This is a genomic window from Priestia sp. USM5 (assembly GCF_058323215.1).
The window spans coordinates 64,408-78,773 of record NZ_JBSGKN010000006.1 but is presented as its reverse complement, the minus strand read 5'-3'; the positions used below and the strand labels follow the sequence as shown (position 1 = coordinate 78,773).

Annotated in this window: 17 protein-coding genes and 1 riboswitch; of the genes, 16 read left to right on the top strand and 1 reads right to left on the bottom strand. The window is 39.4% G+C overall.

Features of this window, described 5'->3' with window-relative positions:
• Window positions 1-25 precede the first annotated feature (25 nt).
• The 4 genes from ACWATA_RS27760 to ACWATA_RS27745 all read left to right on the top strand — a co-directional run bounded on the left by ACWATA_RS27760 (window position 26) and on the right by ACWATA_RS27745 (window position 2,959).
• On the top strand, window positions 26-853 hold the full coding sequence (locus tag ACWATA_RS27760) for an ABC transporter ATP-binding protein (protein WP_013059664.1): 828 nt from the start codon (window positions 26-28) through the stop codon (window positions 851-853).
• On the top strand, window positions 843-1,613 hold the full coding sequence (locus ACWATA_RS27755; protein WP_165635039.1) for an IucA/IucC family C-terminal-domain containing protein: 771 nt from the start codon (window positions 843-845) through the stop codon (window positions 1,611-1,613). Before ACWATA_RS27760 ends, ACWATA_RS27755 begins: the two co-directional genes overlap by 11 nt.
• The gene (locus ACWATA_RS27750) at window positions 1,606-1,863 is read left to right on the top strand and encodes a YusU family protein (protein WP_028412083.1); all 258 of its coding nucleotides are present in this window, start codon (window positions 1,606-1,608) and stop codon (window positions 1,861-1,863) included. The genes ACWATA_RS27755 and ACWATA_RS27750 overlap by 8 nt, the downstream gene beginning before the upstream one ends.
• 178 nt (window positions 1,864-2,041) lie before the next feature.
• Window positions 2,042-2,959, top strand: coding sequence for a proline dehydrogenase family protein (locus tag ACWATA_RS27745; protein ID WP_028412084.1), 918 nt, complete (start codon window positions 2,042-2,044; stop codon window positions 2,957-2,959).
• A 79-nt stretch (window positions 2,960-3,038) separates the two neighbouring features.
• Here the strand turns inward: ACWATA_RS27745 and ACWATA_RS27740 are convergent, their stop codons facing one another.
• Window positions 3,039-3,188, bottom strand: a complete 150-nt coding sequence (locus ACWATA_RS27740) for a YuzL family protein (protein WP_013059660.1) — start codon at window positions 3,186-3,188, stop codon at window positions 3,039-3,041.
• A 184-nt stretch (window positions 3,189-3,372) separates the two neighbouring features.
• Between ACWATA_RS27740 and ACWATA_RS27735 the strand changes: the two genes are divergently transcribed.
• From ACWATA_RS27735 to ACWATA_RS27680, 12 genes are all read left to right on the top strand, one after another.
• A complete protein-coding gene (locus tag ACWATA_RS27735; RefSeq protein ID WP_176344946.1) occupies window positions 3,373-5,754 on the top strand; it encodes a 3-hydroxyacyl-CoA dehydrogenase/enoyl-CoA hydratase family protein in 2,382 nt (793 codons plus the stop codon).
• Between the two features lie 12 nt (window positions 5,755-5,766).
• Complete coding sequence (locus ACWATA_RS27730; RefSeq protein ID WP_014457877.1) at window positions 5,767-6,945, top strand: acetyl-CoA C-acetyltransferase; 1,179 nt, start codon at window positions 5,767-5,769, stop codon at window positions 6,943-6,945.
• Between the two features lie 23 nt (window positions 6,946-6,968).
• Window positions 6,969-8,753 (top strand): acyl-CoA dehydrogenase FadE, encoded by a 1,785-nt coding sequence (locus ACWATA_RS27725; RefSeq protein ID WP_033580444.1) that lies wholly within the window; start codon window positions 6,969-6,971, stop codon window positions 8,751-8,753.
• A 115-nt stretch (window positions 8,754-8,868) separates the two neighbouring features.
• The gene (locus ACWATA_RS27720; RefSeq protein ID WP_049166274.1) at window positions 8,869-9,225 is read left to right on the top strand and encodes an arsenate reductase family protein; all 357 of its coding nucleotides are present in this window, start codon (window positions 8,869-8,871) and stop codon (window positions 9,223-9,225) included.
• Between the two features lie 135 nt (window positions 9,226-9,360).
• On the top strand, window positions 9,361-9,744 hold the full coding sequence (gcvH, locus tag ACWATA_RS27715; RefSeq protein WP_473050478.1) for a glycine cleavage system protein GcvH: 384 nt from the start codon (window positions 9,361-9,363) through the stop codon (window positions 9,742-9,744).
• 79 nt (window positions 9,745-9,823) lie between these two features.
• On the top strand, window positions 9,824-10,069 hold the full coding sequence (locus tag ACWATA_RS27710) for a YusG family protein (RefSeq protein ID WP_014457881.1): 246 nt from the start codon (window positions 9,824-9,826) through the stop codon (window positions 10,067-10,069).
• A 181-nt stretch (window positions 10,070-10,250) separates the two neighbouring features.
• Window positions 10,251-10,601 carry a toprim domain-containing protein gene (locus ACWATA_RS27705; protein WP_025752660.1) on the top strand — a complete coding sequence of 117 codons (351 nt, stop codon included), beginning with the start codon at window positions 10,251-10,253 and terminating at the stop codon, window positions 10,599-10,601.
• Between the two features lie 14 nt (window positions 10,602-10,615).
• A complete protein-coding gene (locus ACWATA_RS27700; protein WP_033580445.1) occupies window positions 10,616-10,915 on the top strand; it encodes a thioredoxin family protein in 300 nt (99 codons plus the stop codon).
• Between the two features lie 180 nt (window positions 10,916-11,095).
• Window positions 11,096-11,203: riboswitch (SAM riboswitch) on the top strand.
• Window positions 11,204-11,334: 131 nt separating this feature from the next.
• Window positions 11,335-12,360, top strand: a complete 1,026-nt coding sequence (locus ACWATA_RS27695) for a methionine ABC transporter ATP-binding protein (RefSeq protein ID WP_034264210.1) — start codon at window positions 11,335-11,337, stop codon at window positions 12,358-12,360.
• Entirely contained in the window at window positions 12,353-13,021 is a 669-nt protein-coding gene (locus ACWATA_RS27690) for a methionine ABC transporter permease (RefSeq protein WP_016765829.1), read from the top strand. The genes ACWATA_RS27695 and ACWATA_RS27690 overlap by 8 nt, the downstream gene beginning before the upstream one ends.
• Window positions 13,022-13,038: 17 nt before the next feature.
• Window positions 13,039-13,875 (top strand): MetQ/NlpA family ABC transporter substrate-binding protein, encoded by an 837-nt coding sequence (locus ACWATA_RS27685; RefSeq protein ID WP_014457885.1) that lies wholly within the window; start codon window positions 13,039-13,041, stop codon window positions 13,873-13,875.
• Window positions 13,876-13,996: 121 nt separating this feature from the next.
• Window positions 13,997-14,362, top strand: coding sequence for a carboxymuconolactone decarboxylase family protein (locus ACWATA_RS27680; protein WP_016765828.1), 366 nt, complete (start codon window positions 13,997-13,999; stop codon window positions 14,360-14,362).
• Window positions 14,363-14,366 lie beyond the last annotated feature (4 nt).

Here is a 14,366-nt window from a genome sequence, read left to right as displayed (position 1 = left end):
ATTCTTTGTAGAAGGAGCGATTCGCATGCATTCGTTAGAAACAAAGTCGCTAACATTATCATATGGAGAAGCGATGATTATAGATGAGCTTGACGTTACCATCCCAAAGGGTGAGATTACGGTTTTTATCGGCAGTAATGGATGCGGAAAATCTACGCTGCTGCGTTCACTGGCAAGGTTATTGAAGCCACATGCAGGCTCTATTTTACTAGAAGGTTCTAAAATTTCTTCTCTTCCTACCAAGGAAATTGCAAAGCAGCTAGCAATCCTTCCTCAAGGTCCTGTTGCACCTGAAGGTCTGACTGTGCTGCAGCTTGTTAAACAAGGGCGCTATCCGTATCAAAATTGGTTCCGCCAGTGGTCTCAAGAGGATGAAGAAAAAGTGCAAAATGCACTGGAAGCAACAGGCTTAGCAGACTTGGCAGATCGTCAAGTTGATTCGCTTTCTGGGGGACAGCGTCAGCGCGCATGGATTGCCATGACACTAGCGCAAGATACAGATATTATTTTACTTGATGAACCGACAACATATTTAGATATGACGCATCAAATTGAGATCTTGGACTTGTTGTTTGAACTGAATGAAAAAGAAAATCGTACCATCGTAATGGTGCTGCATGATTTAAACTTAGCTTGCCGCTATGCTCATCATATTGTGGCGCTTCAAGATAAAAAAATCTATGCACAGGGAAGACCAGAAGAAGTCATTAACTGCGATTTAGTACAGCGAGTCTTTAATATGAACTGTGAAGTGACGGTTGATCCGTTATTTGGAACGCCTCTTTGTATTCCTCATGGGCGCGGACGATGTATTGTGAATAAGCTGCGAGTTGAAACGCAGCATGCTCAGTAGGAATGAGCAAAGCGAGTTAGCAGAAAAATTCCGCTGTACGTTTAAAGATAACTCGCTGTACAGGTTTTCTCCTGCCAGCTGCATGGATGAAAGTAAGGTGAAGGTGCAGCTATTATGGATTCAAGAGACGATGGAGGCCGCTAGTTTGAGAGCAGCTGCTTCAATGTTAGCAAAGCGGTATAGTTTTGTTGTGGTTGCGGCTTTGTATTCATTTATTGTGTTTCAAAAAAAGATAAATGCATCGACTAAAAATGTATCTTTGCATACCGAACAAGTTGAAACGATGTGGCTTCCAAAAGTGTTTATCTCAGAAATTGAGACGACAGAAGTAACAGAGGATAATCGCGAAATTCTTCTTGATGAACTTCTTGATGAATTGTTTGCTTATCAAATTGAGCCGATGTGGTCAGTACTGCGTAAAGTGACAAAAATCTCAAAGCTGACGCTGTGGGAAAACGTAGCTGTTTATATTCACTGGCTTTATGATTTGCTTTTAGCAAACGAAGAAATAGACAATGTGAAAGTGCAAAAGAATTTACGATACGTGTTAGAAGAAGCTGAGGGACGTCACTTTGGTTCATATCATAACAATCCGCTTGCTCGGTACAGTTCACCTCCTCAATATATAGAGAAACAAAAGCAGGAGATAAGAGTACGAAAAACGTGCTGTTTGTCCTACCAAACAGGAGATAAAGAGACTTATTGTCGAACGTGTCCGGTTATTTGTAAACCAAAGAAAGGAGTGACTGCGCATGAGTAAAACCTTTCAAGAGCAATTCGACGGTTTGATTGAAAAGTATACGGAACTAATGGTTGGAGAAAGTGATGAACAGCTGCAGGAAAAAGTGAAAATGTGGGCACTTTACAACCATATCTCAAAATCTATGCCGCCTTTAACAAAGCATTGGAATCAATTATATCCAGACGCAAAAGCGGAAATGATTGAAATTGTGAAGGAAATAAAAGAGCTGAATGAAGCGCATCGAGCGTCACAGCGAAAACCAGAATAAAAACATTCATCACGAAGCTGATGAATGTTTTTTTATCAAAAAAGCTCCAGGTAGCTTTTTGATCTAGTGTGCATATGTTAATGAAGGGTGCCTATCTATCTGGTTGATAAAATGGTAAAATTAATGATAATTAGATAAAATTTGTGAGGTGCATGACAAGTGAAGGCGGGGGGTTGCTTTGGAACAAACGATAAGAAACTTTTTTTTATTGTTATCAAAAAGCAAAAAGTTAACAAAGCTGGCTAAGCGCTATGGTTTACGTTTTGGGGCAGCAAGGTTTGTTGCAGGGGAAACCATCGATGAAGCTGTTAGTGTGATAAAAAAGCTAAATGAACAGGGATTAAAAGTAACCATTGATTATCTCGGAGAGTTTGTGGAAAGTGAAGCTGAAGTCAATAATGCTGTGGCTCAATGCATAAAGGCCATCCATCTTATACACAAAGAAAGGTTAGATTCAGAAATTTCTTTGAAATTAACGTCTATGGGACTTGATATTTCTGAAGATCTGGCGCTTCATCATATGCGTCATATTCTAAATGAAGCGGAAAAATATAGCGTGTTCGTGACGATTGATATGGAAGATTATAAGCGATGCAGCAAGACGATTAAGCTGTTTAAACAATTAAAAAGTGAGTATGACCACGTAGGGACGGTACTTCAGGCATACTTATATCGAACAGAAAGTGACGTTCGCGAATTAGATGCTTATGCTCCTAAATTAAGGTTAGTAAAAGGAGCGTACAAAGAAGCGGCAGACGTGGCTTTTCCTGATAAAGAAGACGTAGACGAAAACTTCAAAAACATAATTGGACTTCATTTATTAAACGGTCACTACACAGCAGTTGCTACTCATGATGAACGAATCATTCAGTATACAAAAGAGTTTGTTAAAAAGCATGGAATTTCAATGAATCAGTTTGAATTCCAGATGCTATACGGTATTCGACCAGAAAGGCAGGTTCAGCTCGTAGCAGAACAATATCAAATGAGAGTGTACGTTCCTTATGGAACGGACTGGTATGGGTACTTTATGAGGCGCCTTGCAGAAAGACCTGCAAATGTCGCATTTGTCTTAAAAGGAATCGTAAAAAAATAACCATGAAATGGTCGTGATGACAGAATAAGAAATAGTCAAAAATCGAACATGATTCGATTACTCATGTTCGATTTTGAGGTTAATGTCCTTGTGTATTATGCTTTGTGTACTGCTGGTTTTGAGATGTCTTTTTGCCGCGTCCGTGCGGTTCATTAACCGGTCCAGCATTTCCTTTAACGCTTGCTGCGCTTACGCCTGCTGAAGATGGATCTTTCTTTAATTTACTCACAAAATCACCTCCTGTGTATTAAGATAACCAAACACATTAAAAATAGTTAGAGATAATATTGTGAATATATTGCGAAAATTTTAAAAATGCTTTATAGTAAAAACAGAGATTAACAGTGACTCTCTTTTTTTACACATAAAATGAATGACCATTCATTCAATATATCAAAGGGGATGTGGGGATAATTATGAACATAAAAAAAGCCGCCGTTTTAGGTTCAGGAGTTATGGGCTCTGGAATTGCAGCTCATTTAGCGAATGTAGGAATTCCAACGCTTTTGCTAGATGTGGTTCCAGCTTCATTAACACCAGACGAGGAAAAAAAACAGCTAACGCTTGAAGATAGGCAAGTCAGAAATCGGTTGAGCACAACTGCTTTAGCTAAATTAACGAAGCAAAAACCGGCACCTTTAACGTCGAAGTCGTCACTATCGTTAATTACGCCGGGAAACCTTGAAGATCATTTACAGCAGTTAAGCGACTGCGATTGGATCATTGAAGTAGTAGTGGAACGCCTTGATATTAAACAGCAGTTGTTTGAAAAAATTGACGGCGTACGAAAAAAAGGAAGTATTGTAAGTTCAAATACTTCAGGAATATCGATCCACGAAATGGCTAAAGGACGCTCAGAAGATTTTAAAGCGCATTTCTTAGGAACGCACTTTTTTAATCCACCTCGTTATTTAAAGTTATTAGAAATTATTCCAACTCATGACACAAAATCAGAAATTGTTGAATATATGAAAACGTTTGGTGAAGATGTATTGGGTAAAGGAGTAGTTATTGCAAAAGATACGCCTAACTTTATCGCCAACCGTATCGGTACGTACGGTTTACTTGTGACCGTTCAAGAAATGTTAAAAGGTAATTACAGCGTGGGAGAAGTTGACTCTGTGACGGGTCCCTTAATTGGAAGACCAAAAAGCGCAACGTTTCGAACGTTAGACGTAGTGGGACTAGACACATTTATTCATGTGGCAAACAATGTGTTTGACAAAGTGGAAGGCAAAGAAAAAGAGGTATTCGACGTGCCTTTATTTATGAAACAAATGCAGGAAAATGGCTGGCTGGGAAGCAAGTCGGGGCAAGGCTTCTTTTTAAAGAAAGGCAAGGAAATTTTAGAACTTGATCCTAATACACTTCAATACGTCGAAAGAAAGAAGTTAAAAACAGCTTCTACCGAATTAAGTAAGCAGGCAAAAGGGCTGCAAAACAAAATGAAAGCGCTTATATATTCTGATGATCGTGCTGGACAGCTTCTTTGGAACATTATCAGCCCCGTTCTTGTGTATGCAGCACAGTTGAAAAATGAAATCGCCGACGATATCGTCGCCATTGATCAAGCTATGAAGTGGGGATTTGGCTGGAAAATGGGTCCTTTTGAGACGTGGGATGCAATTGGTTTAGAAAAATCAATTGAGAAGATGGAGCAGTCTGGCTTAGCCATCCCGCAGTGGGTAAAACAAATGCAGGAAAATGGATTTACAAGCTTTTATAAAGAAATGGAAGGTCAAACGCTTTACTACGAAGAGGATGAGTATAAAGCAGTAAAAGAAAATAAAAAGGTGATCCACCTGTCATCTTTACGCTCTCAAAATAATGTCATTTTAGAAAACAGCGGAGCGAGCTTAATTGATTTAGGAGATGATGTGGCATGCCTGCAGTTTACTTCTCCTAACAATGCGATTGGGCTAGATATTATCAGCTTATTGAATCAGTCTCTTGAAGAAGTGAACAAGAATTATAAGGGGCTGGTCATAGGAAACCAAGGAAAAAATTTCTGCGTTGGCGCTAACTTAGCTATGATTTTGATGGAAGCACAAGATGACAATTATTTTGAAGTTGAGCTTGTCATTAAACAATTTCAACAGGCAATGATGAAGGTGAAATATAACGAAAAGCCGGTTGTTGCAGCTCCATTTGCGATGACTCTTGGAGGCGGAGCAGAAATTTGCTTACCGTCAGCTAAAATCCAAGCTTCTGCTGAAACTTACATGGGCCTTGTAGAAGTAGGAGTCGGGTTAATTCCTGGCGGAGGAGGTAACAAGGAGCTTTATATCAAACAGCTAAATGGTTTACCGAACGGTGTAACGCTGGATCTTCAGCAAATTGCCAATAAAACATTTGAAACAATTGCTACTGCAAAAGTATCTACTTCTGCTGCAGAAGCTAGGCAGCTAAACTTTTTAAACCGCCATGATGCTATCAGTGTAAACGGAGATCACTTGCTGAATGATGCAAAGAACTCAGTCCTTGCTTTACACGACACGGGCTATAAACCGCCTGTAAAAACTAAAGTTCCTGTCGTTGGAGAAACAGGATATGCAACGTTGCTGCTAGGAGCTCAATCCATGAAATATTCAGGATATATATCAGAACATGATTACAAAATTGCTAGTAAGTTAGCATTTGTATTAGCTGGAGGACGCGTAGCGTTTGGTTCCGAAGTGGATGAAGAGTATTTGCTTGATTTAGAGAGAGAAGCATTTTTAAGCCTTGTTGGAGAAGCGAAGTCTCAAGAACGTATGCAGCACATGTTAGTTAAAGGAAAGCCACTGCGCAATTAAGGGGGAGAAAAAATGAGAGAAGCAGTTATTGTAGCAGGTGCTAGGACACCGGTCGGAAAAGCAAAAAAAGGTTCATTGGCAAGTGTTAGACCTGATGATTTGGGAGCTATTGCGGTTAAAGAAACTCTTCGCCGAGCAGGCGGATACGAAGGACCGATTGATGATTTAATTATTGGTTGTGCGATGCCTGAGGCAGAACAAGGTTTGAATATGGCTCGAAATATTGGCGCTCTTGCAGGTTTGCCTTATACGGTGCCAGCAATAACGATTAATCGTTATTGTTCATCAGGTTTGCAAAGTATTGCCTACGGTGCAGAACGAATTATGCTAGGGCAAGCCAAAGCAGTGTTAGCTGGAGGAGCAGAATCAATGAGTTTTGTTCCGATGTTTGGAAACGTAGCGCGTCCGAATGTTCAGCTGGTTGAAAATGCGCCGGAGTATTATATGGGCATGGGACATACAGCAGAACAAGTGGCGATGAAATACGGCATTTCACGTGAAGACCAGGATGCATTTGCCGTACGCAGCCATCAAAAAGCAGCAAAAGCACTTCAAGAAGGGAAGTTTAACGACGAAATTGTTCCCGTGGAAGTGACGCTTCGGAAAATCGATGAAAACAATAAGCTACGTGAACAAAAGCTGATGTTCTCTCAAGATGAAGGAGTTCGTCCTGGCACAACTGCGGACGTATTAGGGAAACTTCGTCCAGCCTTTTCGATTAAAGGATCCGTCACAGCTGGAAACTCTTCGCAGACAAGTGACGGAGCTGCATCCGTTTTTCTAATGGATAAAGAACAAGCTGAAGCAGAAGGCTTAAAGCCTTTGCTTAAGTTTCGCTCATTTGCAGTTGGAGGAGTTCCGCCTGAAGTAATGGGGATTGGCCCGGTAGCTGCCATCCCTAAAGCTCTTAAACTAGCAGGGCTGGAGCTTTCTGATATCGGATTGTTTGAATTAAATGAAGCATTTGCTTCTCAAGCACTTGGCGTTATTCGTGAATTAAATATTAATGAAGATAAAGTAAATGTAAACGGAGGCGCTATTGCCTTAGGTCATCCATTAGGCTGTACTGGAGCTAAGCTGACTCTTAGCTTAATGCACGAAATGCAGCGTCGAAATGAGCAGTTTGGAATTGTCACCATGTGTATTGGTGGAGGAATGGGAGCTGCTGGTGTATTTGAATTGTTAGCATAATCATTTCAAAGGGGGATATGAACATGTCAAATAAAACAAAACAAATGATTAAAGGTGGAAGTTTTTTAATTGAAGAAGGCGATGCAAGCCGCGTCTACACGCCGGAGGATTATACATCTGAACAAAAAATGATTGCCAAGACGACAGATGAATTTGTAGAAAATGAAGTCCTTCCGCAAGTGGAATATTTAGAAAAGCATGAATTTGACCGTTCTGTAAAGCTATTAAAACAAGCTGGTGAATTAGGCTTGCTTGGTGCAGATGTACCGGAAGAATACGGTGGGCTTGGTTTAGATAAGATTACTTCGGCTTTAATTGCTGAAAAAATGTCTCGAGCAGGCGGATTTTCCATCACTCATGGTGCTCATGTAGGAATTGGGTCATTGCCAATCGTCTTATTTGGAACAGAAGAGCAAAAACAAGCATATTTACCTGCTTTAGCGGTAGGGGAAAAAATAGCGGCTTATGCGCTGACTGAACCGGGTTCTGGTTCGGATGCTCTCGGTGCTCGAACAACAGCTCGCCTTAACGCAGAAGGTACACACTATGTGTTAAATGGAGAAAAGCAGTGGATTACGAATGCTGGATTTGCTGATGTATTCGTGGTGTACGCAAAAATTGACGGCGATAAATTTTCTGCTTTTATCGTTGAGCGCGAATTTCCAGGCGTTTCGGTTGGCCCGGAAGAGAAGAAAATGGGAATCAAAAGCTCATCAACCAGAACGTTGATTCTTGAAGATGCGCTTGTTCCAAAAGAAAACGTGCTAGGTGAAATTGGAAAAGGCCATGTGATTGCCTTTAACATTTTAAATATTGGGCGCTATAAGCTTGGAGTTGGAGCAGTTGGAGCAGGGAAACGTGCGTTAGAAATTACGTCTCAATACGTTAACCAGCGTCAGCAGTTTAAAACGCCAATTGCTAAATTCTCATTAACACAAGAAAAGTTAGCCACAATGGCTTCTAAATTGTATGCAACTGAAAGCTCCGTATATCGTACGGTAGGACTTTTTGAAGACCATATGGGCCAGCTTTCAGAAGAACAGCAAAAAGACGGAAAACAAATTGCTGCTTCCATTGCTGAATATGCTATCGAATGTTCATTAAATAAAGTGTTTGCCACGGAAGCTCTTGACTACATTGTAGATGAAGGCGTGCAGCTTCATGGAGGCTACGGTTTTATGAGCGAGTATGAAATTGAGCGTCTGTATCGTGATTCTCGCATTAATCGTATTTTTGAGGGAACAAATGAGATTAACCGTCTTTTAGTACCAGGCACATATTTACGCAAAGCGTTAAAAGGAGAGCTTCCACTGCTTCAAAAAGCACAAACGCTTCAAGAAGAATTGATGATGCTTATGCCGCAGGAAGTAGGAAATGAGCCGTTAGATCAAGAAAAAATGCTTGTGCAAAACGGGAAGAAAATTGCGCTCTTGCTTTTGGGATTAGCTGCACAAAAGTATGGCAAAGAATTAGAAAAAGAACAAGAAATTCTCGTTAATATTTCTGATATGATTAGTAACGTATATGCAATGGAATCTACTGTTTTACGTACTGAAAAAGCCATTTCCAAAACAGGAGTAGATCAAAACAGCTTAAAATTAAAATACACGCAAGTATTCTGCCAAGAAGCATTTAATCGAATCGAAGCAGATGCAAAAGAAACGTTAATTGGCGTTGAACAAGGTGATACGCTTAGAGTCATGCTTTCGTCTCTTCGCAAATTAACTCGCTATACACCAATCAATGTAATTAGCGTAAAGCGCGAGGTTGCAAAAACGCTTCTAGAAGTAGAGAAGTTCACAGTTTAAGGAAAAAGGAGCTCGTTTTGCGAGCTCCTTTTTGTTTAAGAAGCCTCTATCTAGGTAAATGATAAAGGATGTGTTAAAATACGAAAAAAGCTTAAAATAAAGGGTGGTTGACGAAATGTCATTATTTTTTTATTCATATCCAAAGTGCGGTACGTGCCGAAAAGCAAAGAAGTGGCTCGATGATAACGGAGTAGCATATGAAGAAATTCATATTGTAGAAAATCCGCCAACAAAAGAGCAGCTGCAAGCTTACTATCAGAACAGCGGCCTAGAATTAAAAAAATTCTTTAATACAAGCGGTAAAAAATATCGCGAGTTAGGTCTTAAAGATAAAGTAAGCAGTGCGAGTGAAGACGAACTTCTGTCTATTCTTGCTTCAGATGGCATGTTAATTAAGCGTCCGCTGCTAGCAGATGGACAAAAAGTAACGCTTGGTTTCAAAGAAGAGCAGTTTGAGGACGTGTGGAAGTAAGTTTTCAAATAGAAAATTTTTACCTTTTACGTTACACTGTTAATAGGAAGTTATTTTAGGTTGTAGAAAGTGTTCTCCACGTTGAAGGCGCTTTTTATATAAACAAATTACGATACATATTTTGGAGGGATTAAGATGAGTACACCAAAAGATTTGCGTTATTCTGAAGAGCATGAATGGGTAAAAGCAGAAGGAGACGTTGTCCGCGTAGGTATTACACATTTCGCTCAAGCTGAGCTTGGAGACATCGTATTCGTTGAACTGCCAGAAGTAGGAGCAACAGTAGAAGCTGACGAGCCGTTTGGTAGCGTTGAATCAGTAAAAACAGTTTCTGAGCTTTACGCACCAATTAGCGGTGAAGTTGTAGCAGTAAACGACAACTTAGGCGATAGTCCTGAACTTGTTAATGAATCTCCATACGAAGAAGCATGGATGATTACAATCAAACCATCTGATGCTTCTCAAGTAGACAAGCTGATGACAGCAGAGCAATACGAAGAAATGACAAACGAAGGATAATATTCCTCCATAAATTGTCTTTATGAAAAGTTTTTGACTGGACACTCTATTAGTAAACAAGCTAAAGGAGTGTCTTTTTATGTTTGAAAAACAAAAAATGGACGTTACAGATCGCGTTACAGCTAAATTTCATGACGGCGGTATGAAATTATACGTTGATAAGCAGCCAATTGGTGAAGTTAGCTACGGAACAAGCGGCAATGAATACCGCTTTGAAGAAGGATATTCGCAAGAAAATAATAAGTTCTATCAATACGCGGACGTACAAAAACAAGGTGAAACGCAAAAATATACAGACTGCGATGAAGAAGCAGGATGGTGCTAAACAGTGGCAACTGCCGCTGTTTTTCTTGTTTTATAGAGATAATATGGCCTAAACTGCCTTTTAAAAGAGTTCTTTCTTGCAAATTTCTTTTAAAAAACAGGTGAACTGTGATACATTAACGAATATTGTATAGCATAAAGAAATGATGTTACTATACAACTGACGATTATGGGTGATGAAAATGGGGCTAATTGAAATTGAAAAAGTAATTATTGTCGAAGGAAAGTCAGATAAAAAGCGTATTCAAGATATCATTCGAGAACCAATTGAAATTATTTGTACAAACGGTACGATTAGTTTATCAAAGCTGGATGAAATTATTGACTGTACGTTTAACAAAGAGGTATACATACTCGTTGACTCTGATGATTCAGGGAATAAGCTGAGAAAACAATTTAAACGAGAGCTTCCGGAAGCAGAGCATCTATATATTGATAAAATGTACCGAGAAGTTGCTGCCGCCCCTAGACATCACATAGCAACAGTATTGCTGAGTGCCAATATCGATGTTAATGCAGAATTTTTAACATAAAAGGAATGAGCAACATGCAAGAATGGAGCGAAAAACAGCTGGATGATCAGTTAAAAGAAGGAGAAAGAGCCTTTATCTTTTTCCATACGCCTTTTTGCGGGACATGTCAGCTGGCAAAAAAAATGTTAACCGTGGCAGAAGCGATGCTGCCGGATGTAACCATCGGAATGAGCAATTTAAATTATATGCCTTCAAAAGCAGAATTATTTTCTATTGAAAGCGTACCTTGTTTGATTGAAGTGGAAAATGGTGAAATGGTAAAAAAACTCTACGCGTTTCATTCCATCGAGCACGTACTCGAGGAGCTTCGATAATCAAACGTTTGTTTAAAATGAAGAAGTTGAAAGAGAGCGAACCGTTGGGGCTGTTGAAATATTGGGATATTATCCCAAGAACAAAATCTGTTGACAGCCTATCTGACACATGCTAAAATCACACTCATGAATGTTCATAAATGAATGAATATTTCCCAAAAACAAAATAATTGTTGCGAACTCTTATCAAGAGAGGTGGAGGGACTGAGCCCTGTGAAACCCGGCAACCGTCAGACTAACTGAAATGGTGCCAATTCCTGCAAAGCTATGCGCTTTGAAAGATGAGAGAAAGGATTAAATATCGAGCCTTTCTGTCATGCGCAGAGAGGCTTTTTTAATGGGGAAAATTGTTTTACGGCTTTTTCATCCTATAGGGCAACCTAACATAATTAAGTTTTTATTAAAGAAGGTGAAGAAATATGATTACATTAACAGACGTTACAAAAATTTATCAGGCCAAAAGCGGTCAAGTAACAGCTGTTGATAATGTGAATCTAACCGTTAACCAAGGAGAAATTTACGGAATTATTGGTTATAGCGGAGCGGGGAAAAGTTCTTTGATTCGCTTGCTAAACGGATTAGAAACACCAACAACAGGAACGGTCGAAGTAGCAGGTAATGATATTGGAAAAATTAAAGGCGGAAAACTCAGAAAAGCTAGACAAGAAATTAGTATGGTATTTCAGCACTTTAATATCTTGTGGTCGCGTACGGTACGAGAAAATATTGCCTTTCCGTTAGAAATAGCAGGGATTTCAAAAGAAAAAAGAATGAAACGAGTAGACGAACTTATCAAGCTAGTCGGGCTTGAAGGGCGTGAAGATGCTTATCCATCACAGCTTAGCGGCGGACAAAAGCAGCGTGTTGGGATTGCTCGAGCGCTAGCGAACAATCCAAAAGTATTGCTTTGTGATGAAGCAACATCAGCGCTTGATCCTCAAACGACAGATTCTATTTTAGATCTGTTAGTAGATATTAATGAGAAGCTAGGGTTAACCATTGTATTGATTACTCATGAAATGCACGTCATTCGTAAAATTTGTCATCGAGTAGCCGTTATGGAAAATGGGGCAGTAGTAGAAGAAGGACAAGTGCTAGAAGTATTCAGAAAACCTAAGCAGCCGATTACAAAACGATTCGTTCAACAGATTTCTGAACCAGAGGAAACGTTTGAAACGATTGAACAAGTAAAAGAGCTGTATCCAAGCGGGCAAATTATTCAGCTGACGTTTGTTGGCGGAAAAGCAGAGCAACCGCTCATTACAACGATTTTAAAACAGTTTGATGTAACGATTAATATTTTGCAAGGAAAGATTTCTCATACACAAACAGGTTCATACGGGACGTTGTTCGTTCATTTAGACGGAGAATTAACAGAAGTTGAAAAAGTCATTGCATACATTCATGAGCAGCAGGTAGAAGTGGAGGTAATGACAAATGCTTGAGAAACTATTTCCAAACGTTATTTTAGATGATTTTATTCAAGCGACAAATGAAACACTATATATGACGGCTATTTCAGTTGTAGCCACATTTGTTCTAGGTATTTTATTGGGCTTGCTTTTATTTTTAACGTCCAAAGGACAGCTTTGGCAAAACAAACCTTTATATGCCATTGTGTCGGCGGTTGTAAATATCTTTCGTTCCATTCCATTCATTATTTTAATTGTTTTACTGATTCCATTTACCAAAGCATTGGTAGGAAGTATTTTAGGCGCTAATGCAGCGTTACCGGCTTTAATTGTTGGAGCAGCACCATTTTATGCGCGTCTTGTAGAAATTGGTCTGCGTGAAATTGATAAAGGTGTTATTGAAGCTGCTAAATCAATGGGAGCCACAACAAGCACTATTATCTTTAAAGTGCTGTTACCTGAATCGCTGCCAGCTTTGATTTCCGGTTTGACAGTAACAACCATTGCGTTAGTCGGCTATACGGCAATGGCGGGTGTGATTGGAGCTGGGGGTCTTGGAAACCTTGCATATTTAGAAGGATTCCAGCGCAGTCATAATGACGTAACGCTAGCCGCTACGATCTTAATTTTGATTATTGTATTTATTATCCAACTTATTGGAGATGCGATTACTGCAAAAATTGATAAAAGATAAAGGGAGGATTATTTATTATGAAAAAATGGCTTTCAGCTTTAGCATTAACATCTGCGCTAGTAGTAGGATTAGCGGCGTGTGGATCTAACAATGGATCAAAAGATGAAAAGAAAATTGTCGTGGGTGCATCTAATACGCCTCATGCTGAAATTTTAGAACAAGCAAAACCTATTTTGGAAAAACAAGGAATTGACTTAGAGATTAAAAAATTTCAAGATTACATCTTACCGAACACAGCTCTTGCAAACAATGAAATTGATGCAAACTACTTCCAGCACGTTCCTTATATGAATTCAGTGCTAAAAGATCATAAAGGTGAAAAAGGGTATGATTTCGTAAGTGCCGGTGCCATTCACATTGAACCAATTGGTATCTACTCTAAAAAATACAAAAGCTTAAAAGATCTTCCGAAAAACGGCACAGTTATTATGCGTGATGCAGTAGCAGAGCAAGGACGTATTTTATCGATTTTTGAAAAAGCTGGCGTGATCAAATTAAAACCAGGCGTAAAGAAAACAGACGCACAAATTAAAGATATTGTAGAAAACCCTAAGAATTTAAAATTTAAAGCCGATGTTGAAGGCGGATTGTTACCTCAAATGTACAAAAACAATGAAGGTGACGCTGTTGTTATCAATGCTAACTATGCTATCGATGCTGGTTTAGATCCAGTAAAAGATCCAATCGCAGTGGAAAGCAAAGAAAACAACCCATATGCAAACATCATTACGGTTCACAAAGGTGACGAAAATAAAGATACAGTGAAAGCTTTAGTAAAAGTTCTTCACTCTAAAGAAATTCAAGACTACATTAAAGAAAAATACAAAGGCGGAGTATTGCCGGTAAATAAATAATAGAAGAAAAGCGCTTGCCCACTCTGGGCAAGTGCTTTTTTGTATGCATCAAAACGAATAACTCTTATTTTTCTCACGCATACTAACCGTGAAAACTTTACTGATGATGGGAGCTGACGTTATGCAGCAAGAAGCACGTCATTCAACTGAGCAAGCACTTCATGATTATAAAATGGGTGTTGGGAAATTTAGCGAAAAATTGCCGGAAGTAACAAAAACGTTTAATGCGTTTACTGAAGCATGTTTTGGAGAAGGTTCTCTTTCTAAAAAAGAAAAGCAGTTAATCGCGCTAGGAATCAGCGTAGTAGCTCAAGACGAGTACTGTATGATTTATCATACAAAAGGCTGCATTGATCAAGGTGCAACTGAGCAAGAAATTTTAGAAGCATGCGGAGTATCAGCGGCATTTGGCGGAGGCGCAGCGATGAGTCAGTCCGTTACGCTTGTCCAAGAGTGTGTTTCAGAACTGACTAGCCACACGCACTAAGTAA

What these genes read in the sequence shown, in the direction of transcription:
- ACWATA_RS27760 (WP_013059664.1), top strand. Translation starts at nt 26, where the DNA reads ATGCATTCGTTAGAAACAAAGTCGCTAACATTATCATATGGAGAAGCG.
- ACWATA_RS27755 (WP_165635039.1), top strand. Translation starts at nt 843, where the DNA reads ATGCTCAGTAGGAATGAGCAAAGCGAGTTAGCAGAAAAATTCCGCTGT.
- ACWATA_RS27750 (WP_028412083.1), top strand. Translation starts at nt 1,606, where the DNA reads ATGAGTAAAACCTTTCAAGAGCAATTCGACGGTTTGATTGAAAAGTAT.
- ACWATA_RS27730 (WP_014457877.1), top strand. Translation starts at nt 5,767, where the DNA reads ATGAGAGAAGCAGTTATTGTAGCAGGTGCTAGGACACCGGTCGGAAAA.
- ACWATA_RS27725 (WP_033580444.1), top strand. Translation starts at nt 6,969, where the DNA reads ATGTCAAATAAAACAAAACAAATGATTAAAGGTGGAAGTTTTTTAATT.
- ACWATA_RS27720 (WP_049166274.1), top strand. Translation starts at nt 8,869, where the DNA reads ATGTCATTATTTTTTTATTCATATCCAAAGTGCGGTACGTGCCGAAAA.
- gcvH (WP_473050478.1), top strand. Translation starts at nt 9,361, where the DNA reads ATGAGTACACCAAAAGATTTGCGTTATTCTGAAGAGCATGAATGGGTA.
- ACWATA_RS27710 (WP_014457881.1), top strand. Translation starts at nt 9,824, where the DNA reads ATGTTTGAAAAACAAAAAATGGACGTTACAGATCGCGTTACAGCTAAA.
- ACWATA_RS27705 (WP_025752660.1), top strand. Translation starts at nt 10,251, where the DNA reads ATGGGGCTAATTGAAATTGAAAAAGTAATTATTGTCGAAGGAAAGTCA.
- ACWATA_RS27700 (WP_033580445.1), top strand. Translation starts at nt 10,616, where the DNA reads ATGCAAGAATGGAGCGAAAAACAGCTGGATGATCAGTTAAAAGAAGGA.
- ACWATA_RS27695 (WP_034264210.1), top strand. Translation starts at nt 11,335, where the DNA reads ATGATTACATTAACAGACGTTACAAAAATTTATCAGGCCAAAAGCGGT.
- ACWATA_RS27690 (WP_016765829.1), top strand. Translation starts at nt 12,353, where the DNA reads ATGCTTGAGAAACTATTTCCAAACGTTATTTTAGATGATTTTATTCAA.
- ACWATA_RS27685 (WP_014457885.1), top strand. Translation starts at nt 13,039, where the DNA reads ATGAAAAAATGGCTTTCAGCTTTAGCATTAACATCTGCGCTAGTAGTA.
- ACWATA_RS27680 (WP_016765828.1), top strand. Translation starts at nt 13,997, where the DNA reads ATGCAGCAAGAAGCACGTCATTCAACTGAGCAAGCACTTCATGATTAT.